Annotated in this window: 18 protein-coding genes, 2 tRNA genes and 2 pseudogenes; 12 read left to right on the top strand and 10 right to left on the bottom strand. The window is 35.7% G+C overall.

All coding sequences use genetic code 11. The annotated features are described in order from the left end of the window. Nucleotides 1-14: 14 nt before the first annotated feature. The 5 genes from AASI_RS03235 to recR all read right to left on the bottom strand — a co-directional run bounded on the left by AASI_RS03235 (nt 15) and on the right by recR (nt 4,684). A complete protein-coding gene (locus tag AASI_RS03235) occupies nt 15-2,240 on the bottom strand; it encodes a sodium-translocating pyrophosphatase (protein ID WP_012472794.1) in 2,226 nt (741 codons plus the stop codon). Between the two features lie 111 nt (nt 2,241-2,351). Next, a tRNA-Thr gene (locus AASI_RS03230) sits at nt 2,352-2,424 on the bottom strand. A 102-nt stretch (nt 2,425-2,526) separates the two neighbouring features. After that, nucleotides 2,527-2,889: a DUF3127 domain-containing protein gene (locus tag AASI_RS03225; protein ID WP_012472793.1), complete on the bottom strand. Its 363-nt coding sequence runs from the start codon at nt 2,887-2,889 to the stop codon at nt 2,527-2,529. 87 nt (nt 2,890-2,976) lie between these two features. Further along, nucleotides 2,977-3,864, bottom strand: a complete 888-nt coding sequence (locus AASI_RS03220) for a metal ABC transporter permease (protein WP_012472792.1) — start codon at nt 3,862-3,864, stop codon at nt 2,977-2,979. Nucleotides 3,865-4,081: 217 nt separating this feature from the next. After that, on the bottom strand, nt 4,082-4,684 hold the full coding sequence (gene recR, locus AASI_RS03215; RefSeq protein WP_012472791.1) for a recombination mediator RecR: 603 nt from the start codon (nt 4,682-4,684) through the stop codon (nt 4,082-4,084). 344 nt (nt 4,685-5,028) lie between these two features. On the opposite strand from recR, the gene AASI_RS03210 reads away from it, so the two are divergent. From AASI_RS03210 to AASI_RS03200, 3 genes are all read left to right on the top strand, one after another. Then, nucleotides 5,029-5,102: transfer RNA gene (locus AASI_RS03210), tRNA-Ile, on the top strand. A gap of 197 nt (nt 5,103-5,299) precedes the next feature. After that, nucleotides 5,300-6,034, top strand: a complete 735-nt coding sequence (locus tag AASI_RS03205) for a YebC/PmpR family DNA-binding transcriptional regulator (RefSeq protein ID WP_012472790.1) — start codon at nt 5,300-5,302, stop codon at nt 6,032-6,034. A 161-nt stretch (nt 6,035-6,195) separates the two neighbouring features. After that, complete coding sequence (locus tag AASI_RS03200; RefSeq protein WP_012472789.1) at nt 6,196-6,867, top strand: DUF5655 domain-containing protein; 672 nt, start codon at nt 6,196-6,198, stop codon at nt 6,865-6,867. Nucleotides 6,868-7,213: 346 nt separating this feature from the next. Here the strand turns inward: AASI_RS03200 and AASI_RS03195 are convergent, their stop codons facing one another. Together AASI_RS03195 and gatC are read right to left on the bottom strand one after the other, a co-directional pair. Continuing rightward, a complete protein-coding gene (locus AASI_RS03195) occupies nt 7,214-8,290 on the bottom strand; it encodes a lysylphosphatidylglycerol synthase transmembrane domain-containing protein (protein ID WP_012472788.1) in 1,077 nt (358 codons plus the stop codon). 11 nt (nt 8,291-8,301) lie between these two features. Continuing rightward, nucleotides 8,302-8,601 carry an Asp-tRNA(Asn)/Glu-tRNA(Gln) amidotransferase subunit GatC gene (gene gatC / locus AASI_RS03190; protein WP_012472787.1) on the bottom strand — a complete coding sequence of 100 codons (300 nt, stop codon included), beginning with the start codon at nt 8,599-8,601 and terminating at the stop codon, nt 8,302-8,304. Between the two features lie 312 nt (nt 8,602-8,913). On the opposite strand from gatC, the gene nth reads away from it, so the two are divergent. After that, the gene (nth, locus tag AASI_RS03185; protein ID WP_012472786.1) at nt 8,914-9,567 is read left to right on the top strand and encodes an endonuclease III; all 654 of its coding nucleotides are present in this window, start codon (nt 8,914-8,916) and stop codon (nt 9,565-9,567) included. 22 nt (nt 9,568-9,589) lie between these two features. Here the strand turns inward: nth and cysS are convergent, their stop codons facing one another. Next, complete coding sequence (gene cysS / locus AASI_RS03180; protein ID WP_012472785.1) at nt 9,590-11,077, bottom strand: cysteine--tRNA ligase; 1,488 nt, start codon at nt 11,075-11,077, stop codon at nt 9,590-9,592. 346 nt (nt 11,078-11,423) lie between these two features. On the opposite strand from cysS, the gene AASI_RS03175 reads away from it, so the two are divergent. The 8 genes and pseudogenes from AASI_RS03175 to AASI_RS08035 all read left to right on the top strand — a co-directional run bounded on the left by AASI_RS03175 (nt 11,424) and on the right by AASI_RS08035 (nt 19,226). Further along, nucleotides 11,424-12,935, top strand: coding sequence for a Do family serine endopeptidase (locus tag AASI_RS03175; RefSeq protein ID WP_012472784.1), 1,512 nt, complete (start codon nt 11,424-11,426; stop codon nt 12,933-12,935). Nucleotides 12,936-12,950: 15 nt separating this feature from the next. Then, a complete protein-coding gene (gene yihA, locus AASI_RS03170; protein WP_012472783.1) occupies nt 12,951-13,583 on the top strand; it encodes a ribosome biogenesis GTP-binding protein YihA/YsxC in 633 nt (210 codons plus the stop codon). A gap of 202 nt (nt 13,584-13,785) precedes the next feature. Beyond that, a protein-coding gene (locus AASI_RS08040) for an IS1-like element ISCaa4 family transposase (protein ID WP_148204934.1) occupies nt 13,786-14,465 on the top strand; the annotation gives its coding sequence in 2 pieces (ribosomal slippage) (nt 13,786-14,104 and nt 14,104-14,465; 681 coding nt in all). Nucleotides 14,466-14,761: 296 nt separating this feature from the next. Then, nucleotides 14,762-15,637 carry a DUF368 domain-containing protein gene (locus tag AASI_RS03155; protein WP_012472781.1) on the top strand — a complete coding sequence of 292 codons (876 nt, stop codon included), beginning with the start codon at nt 14,762-14,764 and terminating at the stop codon, nt 15,635-15,637. A gap of 57 nt (nt 15,638-15,694) precedes the next feature. Continuing rightward, nucleotides 15,695-17,155 (top strand): tRNA (N6-isopentenyl adenosine(37)-C2)-methylthiotransferase MiaB, encoded by a 1,461-nt coding sequence (gene miaB / locus AASI_RS03150; protein ID WP_012472780.1) that lies wholly within the window; start codon nt 15,695-15,697, stop codon nt 17,153-17,155. A gap of 89 nt (nt 17,156-17,244) precedes the next feature. Then, entirely contained in the window at nt 17,245-17,952 is a 708-nt protein-coding gene (locus AASI_RS03145) for an IS6-like element ISCaa16 family transposase (RefSeq protein WP_012472779.1), read from the top strand. Between the two features lie 66 nt (nt 17,953-18,018). After that, a pseudogene (locus AASI_RS03140) lies at nt 18,019-18,390 on the top strand (integrase core domain-containing protein); the annotation flags it as partial. Between the two features lie 156 nt (nt 18,391-18,546). Further along, nucleotides 18,547-19,226 (top strand): IS1-like element ISCaa4 family transposase gene (locus AASI_RS08035; RefSeq protein ID WP_148204933.1). Its coding sequence is split into 2 segments (ribosomal slippage): nt 18,547-18,865 and nt 18,865-19,226, totalling 681 coding nucleotides; the frame shifts between segments, so codons are not numbered across the junction. A 202-nt stretch (nt 19,227-19,428) separates the two neighbouring features. Here AASI_RS08035 and AASI_RS03125 read toward each other — a convergent pair. Together AASI_RS03125 and AASI_RS03120 are read right to left on the bottom strand one after the other, a co-directional pair. Further along, nucleotides 19,429-19,620 carry a hypothetical protein gene (locus AASI_RS03125; RefSeq protein ID WP_012472777.1) on the bottom strand — a complete coding sequence of 64 codons (192 nt, stop codon included), beginning with the start codon at nt 19,618-19,620 and terminating at the stop codon, nt 19,429-19,431. Nucleotides 19,621-19,719: 99 nt separating this feature from the next. Next, a pseudogene (locus AASI_RS03120) lies at nt 19,720-20,548 on the bottom strand (transposase family protein). Nucleotides 20,549-20,565 lie beyond the last annotated feature (17 nt).

The raw sequence follows: 20,565 nt of genomic DNA, 5'->3' as shown, positions 1-20,565 counted from the left end.
CACAATCTGCTGGATTAATGCTTTTTATCCTTAACTACCTTTTTATCCTTAACTACGCTATCAGCATGAATCGTATTAGACTGTTGTATAGTTGCTGGTTTGGTCTTTTTATACACTTTAGCATTGTTAGAAGCAGGCAAAGCTATAATAGGAGCTATTACCAAAGCTACAATAGATGCCAATTTAATTAGAATATTCATAGAAGGCCCTGAAGTGTCTTTAAGGGGATCGCCAACTGTATCACCAGTTACAGAAGCTTTATGAGGATCTGAGCCTTTATAATACATTTTCCCATCAATTTCTACACCTTTCTCAAAAGACTTTTTGGCATTATCCCAAGCGCCACCTGCATTAGATTGGAACATAGCCATGAGTACACCACTTACAGTAATGCCTGCTAATACTCCCCCTAATACTTCTGGTCCGTATAACATACCTACTACTAAAGGCGTACCTATAGCCAGAGCACCAGGGAGTAACATTCCTCTAAGAGCTGCTTGTGTAGATATTTGTACACATTTCTCGTATTCAGGCTTTGCTGTACCTTCCATAATACCCGGAATTTCCCTAAACTGTCGTCTTACTTCATGCACCATGGCCATAGCTGCTTTACCAACTGCTTTAATAGCTAATGCAGAAAATAAGAAAGGAACCATACCACCCACAAACAAACCTGCTAATACAGGTGCCTTATAAATATCAATAGAATCTATATTGGCTGTCTTAACATAAGCAGCAAAAAGCGCCAATGACGTTAAGGCAGCTGATGCAATAGCAAATCCCTTTCCAGTGGCAGCAGTTGTATTGCCTACTGTATCTAACACATCTGTTCGTTGACGTACATCTTGAGGAAGTCCACTCATTTCTGCAATACCACCTGCGTTATCAGCAATAGGCCCAAAAGCATCAATAGAGAGTTGCAACATAGTAGTAGCCATCATACTAGCTGCTGCTATTGCTACACCATAGAATCCTGCAAATTTGAAAGAAGTGTAAATACCAGCAGCAAAAAGTAGCATAGGGACTGCTACTGAGCTCATCCCTACATATAGGCCAGCAATGATATTAGTCGCATGTCCAGTACTAGACTGTTGTATAATAAATTTTACAGGTCCTTGCCCCATACCTGTAAAATATTGTGTGATATTGCCCACTAGCACACCCACCAATAAACCAGTAATAACCGCATAAAATACATCTAGATTAGTAAAAGTTTGGGATCGCATGCTTAAGCTATCTGGCAAAAAGTTTTTAGCTAAAAAGTAAGCTGCAACACCAATCAATACCGTAGCAACCCAATTTCCCTTGTTAATTGCTTTTTGCACATTGCCTCCTTCACTAATCTTTATTATAAAGCTAGATAATATAGAAATTAAAGTGCCTGCCACTCCAATAAATAGTGGGAAGAAAATAGGAAGTAACCTTCCTGCCTGTTGAAGAGTATCTACTTCATTGCCTAGCACCATCGCTGCTAAAATAGTAGCTACATAAGAACCAAATAAGTCTGCCCCCATACCTGCAACGTCACCCACATTATCACCCACATTATCAGCAATAGTAGCTGGATTTCGAGGATCGTCTTCAGGAATACCAGCCTCTATTTTTCCAACAAGGTCCGCACCTACGTCAGCAGCTTTGGTATAAATACCACCTGCTACCCTAGCAAATAGTGCCACACTCTCTGCTCCTAGTGAGAAACCAGTAATGGTCTCTAAAATCAACAATAGAGTATCTCTACTAGTAGTATTAATATCTTGTGGTGCAAAAAGATAGAAAAGAACACATAATAATAAACCAATACCTAAGGTAGCTAATCCAGTAACACCCATTCCCATAACAGTACCACCTGTAAAAGATATTTTAAATGCCTTAGCAAGGCTAGACCTCGCTGCTTGAGCAGTTCTTACATTAGCTTGAGTAGCTACTTTCATGCCTATCCAGCCAGCAGCTGCAGACGTGAAGGCACCTATTAAAAAGGTAATAGCAATAATAGGGTGTGTATGGCTATGAGGTAGATAGCTCATGCCCAGCAAAAGCAGGCAAGTTACCAATGCAAATGGAATAATACTCTTATAAGCTGCTTTAAGAAACGATGCAGCACCTTTTGAAATATGTTGCGCAATTTCTACCATCTTCTCCTCTCCTGCATCTTGCTTTTTAATCCATTTAGAACGCCAGACAGTAAAAATCAAAATATACAACCCTACTAAGGGCAAAAAGTATAAGATATTATTATACATATGGTTTATGAAGCTTATGGGAAATATGTTTTTATAGAAAGTGGCTTTCTAGATTTTACTAATCAAATTTACTAAGCAAAATAGCAATTAAATTGTATGCTTATTAATAAGAGCCCCCTGCCGGGATCGAACCAGCGACCTACTGATTACAAGTCAGTTGCTCTACCAGCTGAGCTAAGGAGGCCTGATTAGTAAAAATTACTTAATAATTCGTAAAATTAACTGTGTTAAACAAATTATCAAAGTTATTACGGGATAATTTTAGTAACTATCCAAGAATTATATATTAAAATGGCAAATCATCTTCATCATTCATGCTGTTATTAGCACTTGTTGAAGATTCTATGGCTGGCATTTGTTCTCCATTATTATTAGGCACTTCGATGCGCCAAGCTTGTAAGGAATTAAAATATTTAGTTTCACCTTCAGGATTAACCCATTTTCTACCTTTCAAGTTAAAACTCACCTCAACTTCTTGGCCTGGTTGAAAGCTATCTAGCAATTCGCACCTGTCTTGTATTAACTCAAAAGAAATGTATTCTGGAAATTGTGGGTTTTCTGCATATTCCACTACAAAACTTCTTTTTCTAAAAGTATCTGAAACTTGTTGACTTCCTTTTATTTCTGCTATCCTGCCTAGTATTTTCATACAAAATTTTAATTAGGTTGAAATAATTTTAAATATTAACTCTATACTTGAAGTTTATAGTTCCAATGTATTAGAATCAGCAATATGCTAATCATGGAATACTTTTCCTAATGGAATCATAAGTTTCTCGCTAATTCGGTGTTGATATTTTTTTACTATCCAGGTAGCAAAGAATAAAATGCCCGCTACTGTAACCATAGCACCTGAAATAGAACCATCTAACCATATAGCTAAAAAATAGCCTACAACAGCTATAACAATTCCTATTATACAGCCAAGTATAAGAAGCCTACTTAACCTCTGAGTAAGCAAATAAGCAATGCTGGCTGGCACCACAAATAGCGCTACTACTAGAATAGCACCTGCTATTTCAAAAGAAGCTACTGCAGTAAAAGAGGTAGCAGCCATTAGCAAGTAATGCCATACATGAGTACGTATACCAATAACGCTTGCAAAACCTGGATCAAAAGTTGTGACTGCTAATTCTTTGTAATTAAGCAAAATAAAAGCAAGATTTAAGAGTAGCATAAAACCTAGCATATAGACTGCTTGGGGCCCTAAATTAATACCACTACTTGTCTGCCAAATATTCAAAGGAACATAGGCTACCTCACCATATAATACACAATCTGGATCTAAATCTACTTTTCGGCTAAAAAGAGAAATTAAGACAATTCCTAATGCGAACAACCAAGTGAAGTTAATCCCAATAGAAGCGTCTGATTGTAATTTTACTTTCTGATGCAGAAATGCTACCAGTAGGCTTGCTAATATACCTGTGCTACCTGCTCCTAATAACATGACAAGAGAGCTTTTTGAACCAGTGAATAAAAAAGCTAATACTATACCTGGTAGTACAGCGTGTGTAATGGCATCTGCCATCATAGTTACCTTTCTAAGCACTAGATAGGTACCTACTAAGGTGCAGTTTACAGCTGCTAAAGAGGACACTAACAATATCCAAAAAATTTCCATAAAGATCTTCAATTATACTATGTGGCAATCAACGTTTAGTGATTTAAGAAATACAAACATTCAAATCAGTTTAAACTTACTTAAAAACAACAATTGGCCAGCACTTTTACTTATTATTTATATGCTAAAGTTAGATGAAATTTTATACATAAAAACATATGGAACTAATTTATAACATGATTGCCCACTTTAGGAATATAGCTATTATCTTATTATTTTAATGATATAATATACGTTCTTTAATACTTCTAGCAAGAGTCATTTCATCCGTATACTCTAATTCGCTACCTACTGCCACACCACGTGCAATATTACTCAACTTAACAGGAAACTCCTTTAACTTTTTTGTAATATAAAAGGTAGTAGTATCTCCTTCTATTGTGGTACTTAATGCAAAAATTATCTCTTGAGGCTGTTCCTGCTGGACTCTTTGGACTAAATGTTCTATATATAATTGCTCGGGGCCGATACCTTCTACTGGTGATATCAAACCACCTAATACATGATAGATCCCTTTGTACTGAGCTGTATTTTCTATAGCTATTACGTCTTGTATATTTTCAACTACACATATCAACCCTGTATCTCTATGAGGATTGGCACAAATACTGCAAAGGGTAGTATCTGATATATTATGGCACTTTTGGCAGTATTGTATTTGTGAACGCAGCTTATGCAGTGAGGTAGCTAAACGCTCTGTTTGCTCAGGATTGCTCTTTAGTAAAAACAACACCAGACGCAGTGCTGTTTTTTTACCTATACCAGGCAAAGCGGAGATTTCATTGATAGCTTCTTCTATTAGCTTAGAGGTATAGGCCATAATCAATACTTAATGTTTAGCAATAAAATGCTGACTAATCTATTTACATATAATATTATATAGTTACAAAGTAAATAAAATATTTATACGGTTACTCACCTTTATAACCATATAAAGGCATTAACACATAGGTATTGTTAAAGTTTAGGTATTAAACCTAACTGTATAACACCAAATTTTAGTTTTAAATTCTTATAATCTTCTTTTGTTATTACCCTTAAAGATATTAAATTGCATAACTTTCAAAGTTTTCAAAAACTTAAGGCCTATTTGTAAAAATGCTAAAATTAAGATAATTTTAAGAAATTATTTTTAAAATTATACATTTATCATTCTATTTATAAGGGCTTGTAGCTCAGGTGGTTAGAGCGCTACACTGATAATGTAGAGGTCCGTGGTTCGAGTCCACGCAAGCCCACATAACGCCTTTCTTCTTTAACAAAATTAACCTCCTTTCCAATTATAAATATGCCTTTTAATAGACATAGTGAAGCAATTTAGCTACACCTATAAGACTACGTAGCTATTTATATCAACTATTTTCTTCTAGCATATTGCAAAAAATCAACCTAGTATATACCTTGGCGTGACTAAACAGATTTATATTTTTTAAATATGGCAGGACACAGTAAATGGGCTAATATTAAGCATAGAAAAGGAGCTAATGATGCCAAAAAAGCCAAATACTTTGGCAAACTTATTCGCGAAATAACTGCTGCAGTAAAACAGAGCGGCAATGATATAGAGGTTAACCCAAGACTTAGGCTAGCTATACAAAATGCAAAGGGTGCTAACATGCCCAAAGAAAACATTGATAGGGCTATTAATAAAGGAAGTACAGCCGATACTGCTGATTTCACTTCAGTAGTTTATGAAGGTAATGCTTCTCATGGAGTTGCGCTGATTGTAGAATGCACTACTGATAACTTAAACCGTACAGTAGCTAATGTGCGTGCTGCTTTTAGCAAACATGGCGGTAGCTTAGGAAAAAATGGGTCCGTATCATTTTTATTTGACAGAAAAGGAACTTTTAGCATTAACGCGGCAGATGTGAAAGATGAAGAAGCTTTGACATTAGCACTTATCGAAGCAGGTGCAGAAGCGATCGAACACGATCAAGAAGAAGGCTATTACCACATCATTAGTTCGCTAGAAGATTTTGGTAGCGTACAAAAAGAATTAGATAATTTGCACTTAGAACCAGTATCAGCATCATTACAATATATACCTCAGAACCAAGTAGAGCTTAATGAAGAAACTTTATCAAAAGTAATGAAACTCATAGAAGCATTAGAGGATAATGATGATGTGCAAAAGGTATATCATAACATAGCTAATAATACCGAATAGCATAAAGCTTCATTTAGCACATTAGTTTATACCAATAGAGCTCTTATAAGTATCCCATTTATTATGTTATGTTTAAATAGAATTCTATAAGGGCTCTAAATTGACTTTAGTAAAGAGTATCTTTTTACTACCTCAAAATAAGTATTTACTAAGAATAGATTATGGCACACCTCATCCAACCGGTATTAAATACAAGCACAAAAAGTAAATTCATATATGGGATTCATCCAGTAGTCCGAAGGTTACAGATTTGGACTGCTAGCTTGAAAGAAAAAACAGGAAAAACGCTCGAGGAGTGGGTTGAGCTAGTGCAGCAATCTAATCTTAAAACGCGTGCAGAACGAAGAGATTGGCTAAAAAGGGAGTTTGAATTTGGCATAATTGCTGCGTCATTAATTGCTGAACGTGCCGAGGGCCAAGGATGGGGAGATGGTGACCCTACAGCATACCTAAAAGCTGCTCAAGGATATGTTGATGCTATGTTTTCAGGTCCAAAGGAAAGCTTACATCCTATCTATGAAATACTCTTATCAATTAGCTATAAACTTGGAAAGGATGTAAAAGCATGTCCCTGTAAAACAATTGTCCCTTTGTATCGTAATCATGTGTTTGCACAAATTAAGCCTACAACCCGCAATCGTATTGATCTTGGACTAGCTCTCGGTAACATGGAAACACCTTCTAGACTAATTAGTACAGGTGGTTATGAAAAAAACGATAGAATTACTCACCGTATCCCCCTTACACAGTTAACTGAAATTGATGAAGAAGTAAAGCATTGGCTTAATATAGCCTATGAATTAGATGGCAAAGGATTAACCAAAAATTCTTAGATATTTTCAGATATACAAAAAGGAGTTTTTATTTTACTAGATCAAAATAAATAAAAAAACCTTAATAATTGTAATAGTCCTATTCCTTATATAAGGAACTCCTGCACCATACCTATCCATAAGTTTTATCTTTGAGAAAAGAATAAGAATTTAGGAATTATTATACTGCCTACTAACTGACTAATAAAAATATACCTACTAGTTATAGCTGTTAGAAGTGCTATGCTTGGTGTATACTAAACGTTTTTATCAATTTTCCATTAATATTCACAAAGTAAAGATTCTAGTTTTACTTTGTTCCAACTTAACTGTAGGCATCTTTCTATCAGGTATTCAATATCAATATCTAATATTCATAAGATTTAATTGTGCTAACGTTCTTTTTCACAAACACCCTTTTTAGCCACTTTGGCAAAACAATTACTCCTAAAATGAGATAGAAATAGTAGGTAATAATTCTCCAAACAATAGCAGTAATCAACACATATTCTCCGAGCAAACCTCCATATAGCTGTTTAAAGAAGAATTCTGCTGTTCCACTACTACCTGGCGTAGGAGAAATAAGCATAATAACCCACATAATTATATGCTTACCAAAGATAACCATGTGCTCTACTAAGCTTACTGGCCTATAAGCAGCTATAAGCAGGTTAAGTACACTATAACGTGCAATCCATACAAAGAAGGTAACTATGCCTATTCTAACCCAATAAGACCATTTCTCCCCACTGAGTGCCTGCGATGCTAAAATAATATCATCACCTTGCCTAGCAGCTGATTCTTGCCATTTCCTTAAAAATTTTATACTGGTAATTTTTACTAAAAGCCACTTGAAAAAGACTGGCTTAACAAATAGTGCAAATGTCATTAGTGCTGTATAAGCAACAATAAGCGTATAGCTTAGCCAAAAGACAACATTAATTCCTCCGCCCCACTGTGTTAATACAGCATTTGTAGATTCGGCCAAATAGCTACGCGCATTTAAAAGCCCTAAAGGTGCCATTACAATGAAAAACAGATTATCAAAAGTAGCCGTTAGCATTACATAAGCAAGAGACTTACCCAGCGTTATGCCTTCTTTGAATAGTAAGAACACAGCAACCAGCGTACCCCCTACTACTGACGGTGTAACAGCTGAAGAAAACTCCCAAAGGATAATCACATATAGGCAAGCCAGCCAAGATAAATTTTTATGGGTGAGTATACGAAGACGGTAAACATATCCCAGGTCCCGTAACATAACTACTAATATAGCCAACAGTACATACAGACAATTACTTTGTTTAATCAGGCTCAATTGTCCTAGCTTCATATCTGGGTCTGTACTAAAAAGATACAAGGTTACACCTAGCCCTAATAGAAGTGGCACCCATATTTTGTTGATATTAAGAGTTTTAAAAACCTTCTTGTTATCTATTTCCATTGATATAATTATTATGAAACAAGCTTACTAGCATCTTTTACCTTGGGTACTCTAAAATAGTTTGAGTCACTGTACTTAGAAGTAGATAGTGCTTTCTCATGGTTGAGCGGTGGTTGTGGAATATCCTCTCTCAAAGTAGGAGGTTCTAAAGCCAAAGTAGTTAAAGGCTCCACGCCTTCTGTATCTACTTCCTGCAATTTTTCAATCCAACCACAAATCTTATCTAAGTCAATACTCATCTCCCTTTGTTCTTCTTCAGGCAAATCCAATTTAGCCATACGCATGAGTTTATCAAGCAATTGTTTGTCCATAATTCTAAATTTAGGTTTGTAAAACTACAGTTAGTTCCCTAGATTACAAAACCATATATTAGGTATATCGGTGTATCTAGAAAATTAAGCAAGTATACCGCTTTTAATAAATAACAAAAATCATTTACTCTTTACTAGCTCACAAATATTACTATTCTAAAAGAGATGTTATAAAATCAGATTATTTGTATCAATAGATATTGATAAGTTCTATTTTATTAGCCTTATATAGTTGTAAAATGGTGTATTTCACTAATTTAACGAAAATTTCCTTAGCCTTTAGAAATGGACGTTACTAAAGATTGAATTATTATGATACAAGAAGAACGTTATAATGCAGTTATAGCTTACTTTACTAGAGAACCTGAAATTAAAACAGAGTTACATTATGAAAATGCTTTTCAGTTGATGATTGCTGTCGTTTTAAGTGCACAATGTACAGACAAGCGCGTTAATCTAGTAACTCCTCAACTTTTCGAAGCATTTCCTACGCCTATAGAATTAGCTTACAGTACCTTTGAAGAAGTTTTTCCCTACATTAAATCCATTTCTTATCCAAACAATAAAACCAAGTACCTGATTAAAGCTGCACAAGACATTGTAGAGAAATTCCAAGGGCAAGTTCCAGAAGATGTAGAATCTTTAAAAACTTTAGCTGGAGTAGGTAGAAAATCAGCTCATGTGATTGCTGCTGTTTTATATAATACGCCTACCTTAGGCGTAGATACCCATGTAATGCGTGTTTCCAAAAGAATAGGGTTAGTAGACGATAAAGCAAAAACACCTCTTGCCATAGAAAAGCAGCTAGTACAAAACCTGTCTGATATATATATAGGCAAGCTCAACCATTGGCTTGTTATACATGGAAGGTATACCTGCTTAGCTCGAAAACCAAAGTGTAGCTCATGTGCGCTTACTACCTGTTGCCTCTATTTTAATATCCATCACAACAAAGCTGTTATATAACATTTCTGTTTGTAGGGTTATGCTAAGCATGGCTCCATTCTACTCCTCTTGTGGTATCTTGCACTATAATACCTAATACTCTGAGTTCGGCCCTAAGCATTTCTATTTGTTCATAATTTTTTTGCTGTTTTGCTTGGCTGTATACTTTTAATATAACTGATAACAAATCAGCAGGTACCGCTTTATAATCTTCTCGCAAGCCTAATATGTCTTCTAATATATATATATATGTTTTCTTTAACGTTTCAAAAACCTTCTCGCCCAACTTATAAAAATCCACCTGCCTATACGCCAACGCATGGATAAATTTGAGCAAATGAAACAATTCTGCTATTAATTTGGCAGTATTAAAATCATTATTCATGGCCTGATAACAAGCTGCCATATGTTTTTCTACTTGTGCAACCATAGCCTCATCTACATTTCCTAAACCTATTGGTGCATACTTCATATCCTTAGTAGTTTTTAGCCCATTGATAAGTTTCAGATAACCTTTCTCAGCAGCCTGCAAAGCCTCATTTGTAAAACTCAAAGTACTTCTATAATGTGCTTGCAAAATAAAAAAGCGTAATACCATAGGACTATAAGCTCGATCCAACAAAGGATGGATACCTTGGAAAAGCTCGTCTAAAGTTATAGAATTCCCTAAGGATTTACTCATCTTCTGGTCATTGATAGTAACCAAGTTATTATGCAACCAATACTTAGCCAATGTTGTGTGTTGGGCTGCTTGCGATTGTGCTAATTCACACTCATGGTGCGGAAACAACAGGTCCATACCACCTCCATGAATATCGAAACAACTCCCCAAATACTTGGTAGCAAGGGCTGTACATTCTATATGCCAACCTGGAAATCCTTCACCCCATGGAGAAGGCCAGCGCATAATATGCGTATTATTAGCTTTTTTCCATAGGGCAAAATCTAAAGGAAATTTTTTCTCCTGCTGCCCTGCTAAAACGCGTGTACCAGCCAACAGATCGTCAATATTTCTACCAGATAATTTTCCATAATGGTATTTTTCTCGATAAGCCATGATGTTGAAATAGACAGAACCATTTACTTCATAAGCCAACCCCTGATTCATAATTTCTTGAATCATACGAATCTGCTCCGGTATATGGCCACTAGCCTGTGGTTCAATGTTAGGTGGCTGCACATTAAGCAAAGCCATATCCCTATGAAAGCTATTCATATAGCGTTGTACAACCTCCATAGGTTCTACATTTTCTAAAGATGCTTGCTTGGCTATCTTATCTGCTCCTTCATCAGCATCCCTTTCCAAATGGCCTACGTCCGTAATGTTTCTTACATACCTAACTTGATAACCCAAATGCGTTAAATAACGCTGTATTACATCAAACGTAACATAACAACGTGCATGTCCTAAGTGCGCTGGACCATATACAGTAGGCCCACAAACATACATACCTACATAGGGGGGATTAGTGGGTGTAAAAGTTTCTTGCTGACGAGTTAGTGAATTATAAACTTGTAAAGAATTGTGCATATAATACAATAAAGGGTTACTATTTTATAACAGATAAATTATATATCTTTCATACAATTCGTAATTAGCAAGCATATATAACTGATGTACAGTACAACAGCTATATAAATTATATTAGTATAAGCTTACTTACATTGATAAAAAATACTTATTTTAAACTTCTATATATACTTAGTATTACATTTAAGTATGCTAAGATAATTGAAGAAGTCAGATCTATGTGCTATGTATATAGCATTTACTTAAAATATTTGTATACAATTGTAGAAATAAACATATGGTTGTTTCTCTTTTTTTAATAGTTTCTTATTTTTGAAATTAAGTACAATCTTAATACACTTGAGTTATGCCCTACAAAAAACAAAAAAAGAATCTTTACATTATTTCGTTGGTTGTGATCCTGTGTGCAATCACATTAAGTTTATACTCATTATTTAATTCTAATAGAAACCAACCAATTGGTAAGCGATCGGCTACTAACCAACAGCATTCTATACAGCTTACTCAGCTTACTGTTCCCACAACTCCAATAGCGCCAGAAACTCCTAACTTCGTTTCTGCAGCGCAAAAAGCTACACCTGCTGTAGTACATATCACAGCTAAGTATGAAGCTAAAATTATGCGTAGAGGTACTAGCCCTATAGAGGAACTATTTAAAGATTTTCTTGGAGAAGGATTTGAATTAGGCCCTAAAGAATATAAAACACAGCCTGGTGCAGCTTTTGGTTCTGGTGTTATTATTAGTGAAGACGGATATATTGTTACTAATAACCATGTTATAGATAAGGCTGACCAAATTGAAGTAACATTAGATGATAACCGCAGGTATACTGCCAAAGTGGTAGGCACTGATCCTGACACTGACTTAGCGCTCTTAAAAATAGAAGAAAAAAAGTTATCCTTCTTAGTATTTGGAGATTCTGATAAGCTTCAAGTAGGTGAATGGGTGCTAGCTGTAGGTAACCCTTTTAACCTAACTTCTACGGTTACCAAAGGGATCGTGAGTGCCAAAGCTAGAAGAGCTGATATAGCTAGATCAGGAGGTGGCATAAAAATTGAAGCATTTATTCAAACAGATGCGGCTGTTAATAAAGGAAATAGTGGTGGTGCACTTGTTAACCTACAAGGTGAGCTAGTAGGCATCAATACAGCTATTTCTACACCTACCGGTGCGTTTGCTGGCTATTCTTTCGCTATCCCCAGCTCTATTGTACAACGTATTATTAGCGATCTAAAAAAGTATGGAACTGTACAACGTGCTATATTAGGTATATTTCCTTTGGATGTAAATGCAGACCTAGTAGAAGAAAAGAAATTAAAACGGTTTGATGGTGTTTACGTAAATGGATTCTCTGAACGTAGTGCTGCTGCTGAAGCAGGTTTAAAAGAAGGCGATATTATTATAGCTATTAATAATACGAAAATTAAGAATTTAGCTCAGTTACATGAACATCTTACTCACTACCAGCCAGGCGATAAAGTAAATGTGTTGATAGATAGAAAAGGAAAAGAAATTAATATTACAGTTACCCTTAAAAATGCTTTAAATGAAATTAAAATTGTACATGGGCAAGGTAGTATAGAAGTAGAAGGCGCTACCTTTGAACCCCTAGACCAAGCTACCAAGCAAAAGCTAGGCCTTAAAGCAGGTGTACAGATTAAGGGAATTAAAACAGGTAAATGGCAGCAAGCAGGCATCAAGAAAGGCTTTATTGTTGTCGCAATTGATAAAGAACCTATTGAAACCTTAGATCAGTTAGCAACCATACTCAATAGTAAAAAAGGAGGTATCCTGATAGAAGGTATTTATCCTAATGGCACAAAAGCTTACTATGGAATAGGTTGGGGCGATCTATAACCTATTTATATACTGATGCATATCCAAGAGGCTATTTTTGTTACTAGCAGTGCAACCTATAAAAAATGTCCGCCTGCTGATAAGGCAGAAATAGCCTTTATTGGTCGCTCAAACGTTGGCAAGTCTTCCCTGGTCAACATGATTTTAGGGCAAAAGAAGCTTGCTAAAACATCTGCTCGTCCAGGAAAAACTCAACTTATTAACCATTTCTTGGTTAATCAAAAATATTATTTGGTGGATTTACCTGGCTATGGATGGGCACAAGCTAGCAAAACCCAACGCATAGGATGGAATAAGATGGTAAACCAATACTTGCTATATAGGGAAAATTTAGCTTGCCTGTTTGTATTGTTAGATATCCGATTACCACCTCAAAAAATAGATTTACTTTTTATTAATTTTCTAATTGATAATGATATACCTTTTGCTATTGTGCTCACCAAGGCTGATAAAATATCTAAACAACAGGTGGTAAACCAGCTGGCGACCTTTAAACGAACACTTGCACCAAGTACTAAAGAATCCCTTAACTATGTTGTTACTTCTTCCAAAAATCAAGCTGGGAAAATAGAAGCACTAAATTGTATAGGACAAATAGTAGCCGGCTATCAACAACCTCGGCTAACAGCTTTAAACAGAGAATTGTAAACTTTCATTTGGTAGACGGTATGAGGAGGAACATTTTGGCAATATTACATGAATAAGAATTGTTTGCCACTTCTAACTTACTATCCAAAAGCCATAATCAACCCAAATGATAAACCATTAGTTAATTGCTAGCAAGGCTAAAAGCTATTAAAAAATTGGTATTGTTAAATTGGGATAGGATTAGTAAGTTAGAGGAAAAAGTATGAATTGTCCTCGATGTAATAATACTCAAAGCTGTAAAGATGGAATTGTTAGAGGTAGACAGCGCTACCAGTGTAAAAGTTGCCGTTTCCGTTACACAGTTAGTCACAAATCAGATGTTAAACCTGTATATACTAAGCGAAAAGCGTTGCAATTATACTTAGAAGGATTAGGATTTCGAGCTATAGGCCGTATACTCAACATAAGCTATGGAACAGTCTATCAATGGGTAAAAGCATGTGGAGATCAAGTAAGTTTACCAGAAAGACAAGATCAAGTAGATATAGTCGAGATGGATGAAATACACACATATGTGGGTTCAAAAAAGTCTACTGCTGGATATGGATAGCTGTTGATAGATTGAGCAAGCGTTTTATATCATATGTGTGTGGAGATCGCTCGACACAAACCGGACTGAAGTTATGGGAGCGCGTCAAGGATATAGGCAAGCTGTATTGTAGTGATTATTGGAAAAGCTACCAGCAGTTTATTCCAAAAGATAAACACCGACAAAGCAAATCAGAAACTTATACAGTGGAAGGATATAATAGCTTAATTAGGCACTATTTAGCAAGATTTAAGCGTAAAGGAAAATGCTATAGCAAACAGGTGCACATGATAGAAAAATCGCTCAACCTGCTAATGGCCAAGCTAAATAATCAGCTGCCTATCTTAATTTAACAATACCAAAAAATTCTATAAAGATCTAAGAAGCACCCCACTCTAAAAAACTTATAAAAAGTTCATACTAAAATATTACAATTAAACATTTACTTAAATCTACCCATATAAGCTTCTCAAAGGTTACTTAAACGGTTTACGTTCTCCATGATACTATATAGGGTAAGATATTACACATTTTAAGTAACAACACTTTTTACTAACTTTGCACATCATTTAGATTATTTACCTCCTATAGAATTCACTCCATGAAAAATCTAAAACACTATTCTCTATTGTTTCTAAAAGGCGTCAGTATGGGTACAGCTGATGTAATTCCTGGTATATCGAGCGGTACTATTGCTTTGCTAACTGGTATATATACACAACTATTAGGGGCCATACATTCATTTAATAAAACTGCATTTTATTTATTTAGAACTTGTAAATGGAAGTTGTTCTGGCACCATATACATGGAAACTTCTTGTTACCCTTAGGTTTAGGAATTACTGTTAGCTTACTTACTACAGTACGCTTAGTCCGCTATTTACTAGCTGAACATCCTATAGAAATTTGGTCATTTTTCTGGGGACTTAGTATTATATCTTCTATCGTTGTATATCAGCAAATAAAAAGAATCAGTCTCTTAACTTTATTACTTAGTAGTATCGGAGCCTTTTTAGCATACTATATTACCCAAATTACTCCTCTTACCAGTTCTAATGCACTCTGGTTTATTTTTATAGCAGGTGGCATAGCCATGTGCGCCATGATTTTACCAGGCATTTCAGGAAGCTTTATATTGCTTATACTAGGTAAATATGCTTACATGTTAGAAGCTCTTGAAAAATTTGATTGGCCTATACTAACTGTGTTTCTATTAGGTGGTTTACTAGGATTACTTACCTTTTCTAAATTCATATTTTTATTACTACGTACCTATACAGGATATACTATAGCACTCTTAGCTGGGTTTATGCTTGGCTCTATTCCTAAAACCTGGCCCTGGAAAGCACTTGTGCCTGCGGTAAATACAGCTAACAGTATAATGGTAGAAAAGAATATATCTCCTATGGATTTTCAAGTTGTTTATCAAAAAGATCCACATATTTTACAAGCATTCCTGTGCATTAGTTTAGGTTGCTTAGTAGTTATTATGTTAAAGAAATTAGGAGGCCGCAAACATATATAGTTGTATCATTTTTTGTAACTTGAACCAACATATAAAACAGATTTAAATATAACAACCATGCAGGACAAGGTACTGACAGATCTAATAAAAACAGAAAAGCCAGAGCAAATTGAAGATTTTTTACCTAACGAAGAGGATATAACCTCCCCTACTATAACCAGAAATTTATATGTGGAAAGTTATGGCTGCCAGATGAATATAGCCGATAGCGAGGTGGTAGTTTCTATCTTACGTCCTCATGGATTTGAAATTACTGATACCTATGAAAAGGCAGATGTAATATTTATCAATACCTGCGCCATCCGCGATAAGGCTGAGCAAACAGTTAGAAAACGGTTATCTCAATTTAACCAACTAAAGCGTCGTAACCCAGATTTAGTTATTGGAGTCCTAGGCTGTATGGCAGAGCGTCTTAAACAAACTCTCTTAGAAGAAGAAAAGTTAGTAGACCTGGTAGCTGGTCCAGATGCTTATCGTGATTTACCGCGCTTACTAGCAACCGTAGATAGTGGGCATAAAGCTATTAACACTTTCTTATCAAGAGAAGAAACGTACGCAGACATTAGTCCCATTCGGCTTAACTCAAATGGTGTTTCGGCATTTATATCTATTATGCGTGGTTGTGATAATATGTGTTCTTTCTGTGTAGTACCTTTTACGCGTGGCAGAGAACGTAGCCGTGACCCTTATTCTATTGTTAAAGAAGCAACCGAACTTTTCGAACAAGGTTACCGAGAAGTAACGCTACTAGGACAAAATGTAGATTCTTATAAATGGTCTCCCAATACGGACAAAAAAGAACAGCCTACAACACCACAAGAAGGAGTTGTTAATTTTGCACAGTTGTTAGCTATGGTTGCACAGATACATCCAGACCTGCGTATACGCTTTTCTACTTCGCATCCCAAAGACATAACAGACCAGGTACTTTATACCATAAAAGCATATGATAATATCTGTAAATATATCCATTTGCCAGTACAAAGTGGTAGCAGTAGGGTATTGAAGTTGATGAATAGAACCTACGACCGCGCATGGTATTTACAAAAGATAGAAGACATTAGAAGAATTGTAGGGGAAGATTGCGGTATATCTTCTGATATGATTGCTGGCTTTTGTACAGAAACAGAAGAAGACCACCAAGATACGCTTTCTCTGATGGAACATATCAAGTACGAGTTTTCTTATATGTTCTACTACTCAGAAAGGCCTGGAACTTTAGCTGCTAGAAAGTACGCTGATGATGTTCCTTTAGCTGTTAAGAAAAGAAGATTACAAGAAATTATCGACAAACAAAGGCAGCATTCTTTTGAAAAGAATCTTAAAGATATTGGGAAAGTATACCAGGTGCTAGTAGAAGGGCCTTCTAAAAAGTCAGATATAGAATGGCAAGGTCGTAATAGTGCTAATAAGGTAGTTGTTTTCCCTAATGTAGATTGTAAAAAGGGTACCTATGTGGATGTACTTATTACTAATTGTACTACTGGTACGTTGCTAGGTGAGATTTGTACTAGGTAGCTGGTTGTCATCACGCGTCTATCTGGGGCACTGTTGCAAATAGTAGTTAAGGGGGGTAAATTGTATTGAGTTAACCAAAAAGTAAGGAAATGAACATCTTTAAAAGATGTCACTTCAAATACGATATAATCATATGGGCAGTAAGATGGTATTGCAAGTATGGAATAAGCTATCGTGATTTAGAAGAAATGCTCTCTGAAAGAGGAGTTCAAGTAGATCACTGCACCATTTATAGGTGGGTTCAGTTCTACGCCCCCAAGATATTAGATAAGCTCAAATGGTATTGGAAGCCTACTCGGGGCTATAGCTGGCGTGTAAATGAAACTTATATTAAAGTGAAGGGTAAATGGGTATACCTTTATAGAGCTTTAGGTCAAGCAGATAATACCATAGATTTTTATCTATCCACTACCAGAAATAGTAATGCAACTAAGAGGTTCTTAAGTAAAGCATTAAGGTCTATTCCCGCATATTCTAGGCCTAAAACTATCAACACTGATAAAACCCCTGCCTACGGAAAGTCCATAAATGAGCTAAAACTAGCCGGTAAATGTCCTCCAGATTTAGCACACCGGCAAGTCAAATATCTCAATAATCTAATAGAATCGACCCATGGTAAGCTTAAGAGGTTAATTAATCCAACATTAGGCTTTAAATCCATGAAGACAGCATGGGCTACCATAAAAGGCTTTGAGCTAATGCGCATCTTTAAGAAGGGGCGTTTTAATGCATGGAAATATGGACAAGGTATTTTGGGAGAAATTAATATTATCACCCATAATTTATTAGCTCTTTAAGTCCTCCAATCAATCCTTCTCTCACCTCACAACCTTAACTTCTTTTTCTATTTGCAACAGTGCCCTATCGAGCATCATGCTTATGAATTATTCTTAAGTATAGAAGGAATAGAGCATACAGTGACTAAAGCATATTCTCCACAGGCTAATGGTATGTGTGAACGTTTTCATAAAACAATGAAAACCGATTTTTATGACACAGCTATGAGAAAGAAGATCTATACAAACTTGGAGGAGCTTCAACAAGATTTAGATGCATGGTTGTATTATTATAACAATGAGCGAAGTCACAGTGGGAAGTATTGTTATGGAAAAACATCCATGCAAACATTTAAAGATAGTAAGCACTTGGCTTTGGAAAAGAACAACGAGTTGTTGTATGTCCACAACATGGCTGATAGGTCAAATGTTTCTGACAAACCCAACCCCCTGTTGTGATACCTTTATCAGTTCAAATCTAAACTAGTACATATAACGTTTATTCTATTTATTATATATGTCCAAAAGGTCTTCGGTAAATTAGATAAATCCTTCCCTTTAAAAAAATAACGGTATTGTTAAAAAGAGATAGGATTATTAAGTTAGAGGAAAAGTATGAACTGTCCTCGATGTAATAATGCTCAAAGCTGTAAAGATGGAATTGTTAGAGGTAGACAGCGCTACCAGTGTAAAAGTTGCCGTTTCCCTTACACAGTTAGTCACAAATCGGATGTTAAACCTCTATCTACTAAGCGAAAAGCGTTGCAATTATACTTAGAAGGATTAGGATTTCGAGCTATAGGCCGTATACTCAACATAAGCTATGGAACAGTCTATCAATGGGTAAAAGCATGTGGAGATCAAGTAAGTTTACCAGAAAGACAAGATCAAGTAGATATAGTCGAGATGGATGAAATACACACATATGTGGGTTCAAAAAAGTCTACTGCTGGATATGGATAGCTGTTGATAGATTGAGCAAGCGTTTTATATCATATGTGTGTGGAGATCGCTCGACACAAACCGGATTGAAGTTATGGGAGCGCGTCAAGGATATAGGCAAGCTGTATTGTAGTGATTATTGGAAAAGCTACCAGCAGTTTATTCCAAAAGATAAACACCGACAAAGCAAATCAGAAACTTATACAGTGGAAGGATATAATAGCTTAATTAGGCACTATTTAGCAAGATTTAAGCGTAAAGGAAAATGCTATAGCAAACAGGTGCACATGATAGAAAAATCGCTCAACCTGCTAATGGCCAAGCTAAATAATCAACTGCCTATCTTAATTTAACAATACCAAAATAACATATATTGTTTTAGAAACAAAAGCATAACTATTTAAGTAAGACAAGCTTTAATAAGGAGTAAGTTTTCTCCTTATTAAAGCTTGTTAAAGGGCCATGAAGCCTAAATGGATGGAAATGTATATTAAGCTAGCTTAACATACTAATATAGATTGTGCTTATAATTACCATTCAGCTTTACTCATAAATTTACATGGTGGAGCTGCCATTCTTTTCTAGCTTAGCTTGTCTCTTTATAGCTTGTTTCTCTTTCTTTTTATCCTGTTTAGTTCCTCTCACCACTCCTGCCTTTTCTTTCAATTCATCTATTGTGTATTTGTTGAAGATCTCGTCTATTTCTTTTTGCAAAGCTTTAATTTGTTCTTGATTGTTTAGCAACAAAGTATATTGATTATCATTAGAGCTGCTGCGAAAGAGATAAAATAAAGTAGGAATTTGAATAAAACAGAGAGAGAATCTTGCCAGTAGCGATGCTATTTGTTAAAAAGCATGCTTGAAGTTTATCATACCCGCTATAATATTAAAGCGCAGGTTATATTTCTTCTGAAAGTTACGGTAAACTTCTGACATAATCTTAAATACCTTGATCTCTCTTATCTTATGCTCTACCTTCATGCGTATGGAGGATAGCTTTCTGTTATGTTCTTTCTGCTCCTTGGTTAATGGCCGCTTACGGCTCTTTTTATAGGGTATCATGACATTGCTCTGTAGCTTTTGCCAGCCTTGATAACCACTATCTGCTAGCTTTAAGCTTTCCTTAGGTAAGAGTTTTTCTCCTTTACGGATTTTAAAGTCATGCACTTTTCCTTTATGAGATTTGGATACAGAGAGTATTTTTCCATCTTCTCCCATCACTATCTCTGTTTTTATAGTATGTCTCTTTTTCTTGCCTGAATATGATTTCTTTTGCTTTTTACTAGGTCTTTGCGTAGGCTGTTCACTCACATCTGCTAATATGCGCAATACCTTTTCTGAGGTTAAGCTGCGATCTTTTTTAATGCTAATCTTCTTAGCTAGTAATGGCTCCATTTTTCGCGAGCAAGCGGCATATGTTAGAGTTGTGTAAGTTAAACAAATAGCCTAAAAACACATGGCTAATATAAGTGCGATAATACATGAGTACACAGAGCAATTTATCTTCCATGGTAGGTAAATGACTCATCCTACCATGGCGCAGCTTACTCGATTCTAGCTCTTCAAAGAGAGGCCTTACTTTTAAAACTAATTTATCAAATGTTTCTATACTTAAGCCAGTTATTCTTCTAAAGTTATAGGGATGTTTGCTTATCCTGGTGTACGTTAAATGCATACTTATTCATTTTATAT

The organism is Candidatus Amoebophilus asiaticus 5a2 (assembly GCF_000020565.1).
GTDB classification, from domain to species: Bacteria; Bacteroidota; Bacteroidia; order Cytophagales; family Amoebophilaceae; genus Amoebophilus; species Amoebophilus asiaticus.
Note: the sequence above shows the minus strand (reverse complement) of the source record. Positions and strands in the feature narration are given on the sequence as shown.

What these genes read in the sequence shown, in the direction of transcription:
- AASI_RS03235 (WP_012472794.1), bottom strand. Translation starts at nt 2,240, where the DNA reads ATGTATAATAATATCTTATACTTTTTGCCCTTAGTAGGGTTGTATATT.
- AASI_RS03225 (WP_012472793.1), bottom strand. Translation starts at nt 2,889, where the DNA reads ATGAAAATACTAGGCAGGATAGCAGAAATAAAAGGAAGTCAACAAGTT.
- AASI_RS03220 (WP_012472792.1), bottom strand. Translation starts at nt 3,864, where the DNA reads ATGGAAATTTTTTGGATATTGTTAGTGTCCTCTTTAGCAGCTGTAAAC.
- recR (WP_012472791.1), bottom strand. Translation starts at nt 4,684, where the DNA reads ATGGCCTATACCTCTAAGCTAATAGAAGAAGCTATCAATGAAATCTCC.
- AASI_RS03205 (WP_012472790.1), top strand. Translation starts at nt 5,300, where the DNA reads ATGGCAGGACACAGTAAATGGGCTAATATTAAGCATAGAAAAGGAGCT.
- AASI_RS03200 (WP_012472789.1), top strand. Translation starts at nt 6,196, where the DNA reads ATGGCACACCTCATCCAACCGGTATTAAATACAAGCACAAAAAGTAAA.
- AASI_RS03195 (WP_012472788.1), bottom strand. Translation starts at nt 8,290, where the DNA reads ATGGAAATAGATAACAAGAAGGTTTTTAAAACTCTTAATATCAACAAA.
- gatC (WP_012472787.1), bottom strand. Translation starts at nt 8,601, where the DNA reads ATGGACAAACAATTGCTTGATAAACTCATGCGTATGGCTAAATTGGAT.
- nth (WP_012472786.1), top strand. Translation starts at nt 8,914, where the DNA reads ATGATACAAGAAGAACGTTATAATGCAGTTATAGCTTACTTTACTAGA.
- cysS (WP_012472785.1), bottom strand. Translation starts at nt 11,077, where the DNA reads ATGCACAATTCTTTACAAGTTTATAATTCACTAACTCGTCAGCAAGAA.
- AASI_RS03175 (WP_012472784.1), top strand. Translation starts at nt 11,424, where the DNA reads ATGCCCTACAAAAAACAAAAAAAGAATCTTTACATTATTTCGTTGGTT.
- yihA (WP_012472783.1), top strand. Translation starts at nt 12,951, where the DNA reads ATGCATATCCAAGAGGCTATTTTTGTTACTAGCAGTGCAACCTATAAA.
- AASI_RS03155 (WP_012472781.1), top strand. Translation starts at nt 14,762, where the DNA reads ATGGGTACAGCTGATGTAATTCCTGGTATATCGAGCGGTACTATTGCT.
- miaB (WP_012472780.1), top strand. Translation starts at nt 15,695, where the DNA reads ATGCAGGACAAGGTACTGACAGATCTAATAAAAACAGAAAAGCCAGAG.
- AASI_RS03145 (WP_012472779.1), top strand. Translation starts at nt 17,245, where the DNA reads ATGAACATCTTTAAAAGATGTCACTTCAAATACGATATAATCATATGG.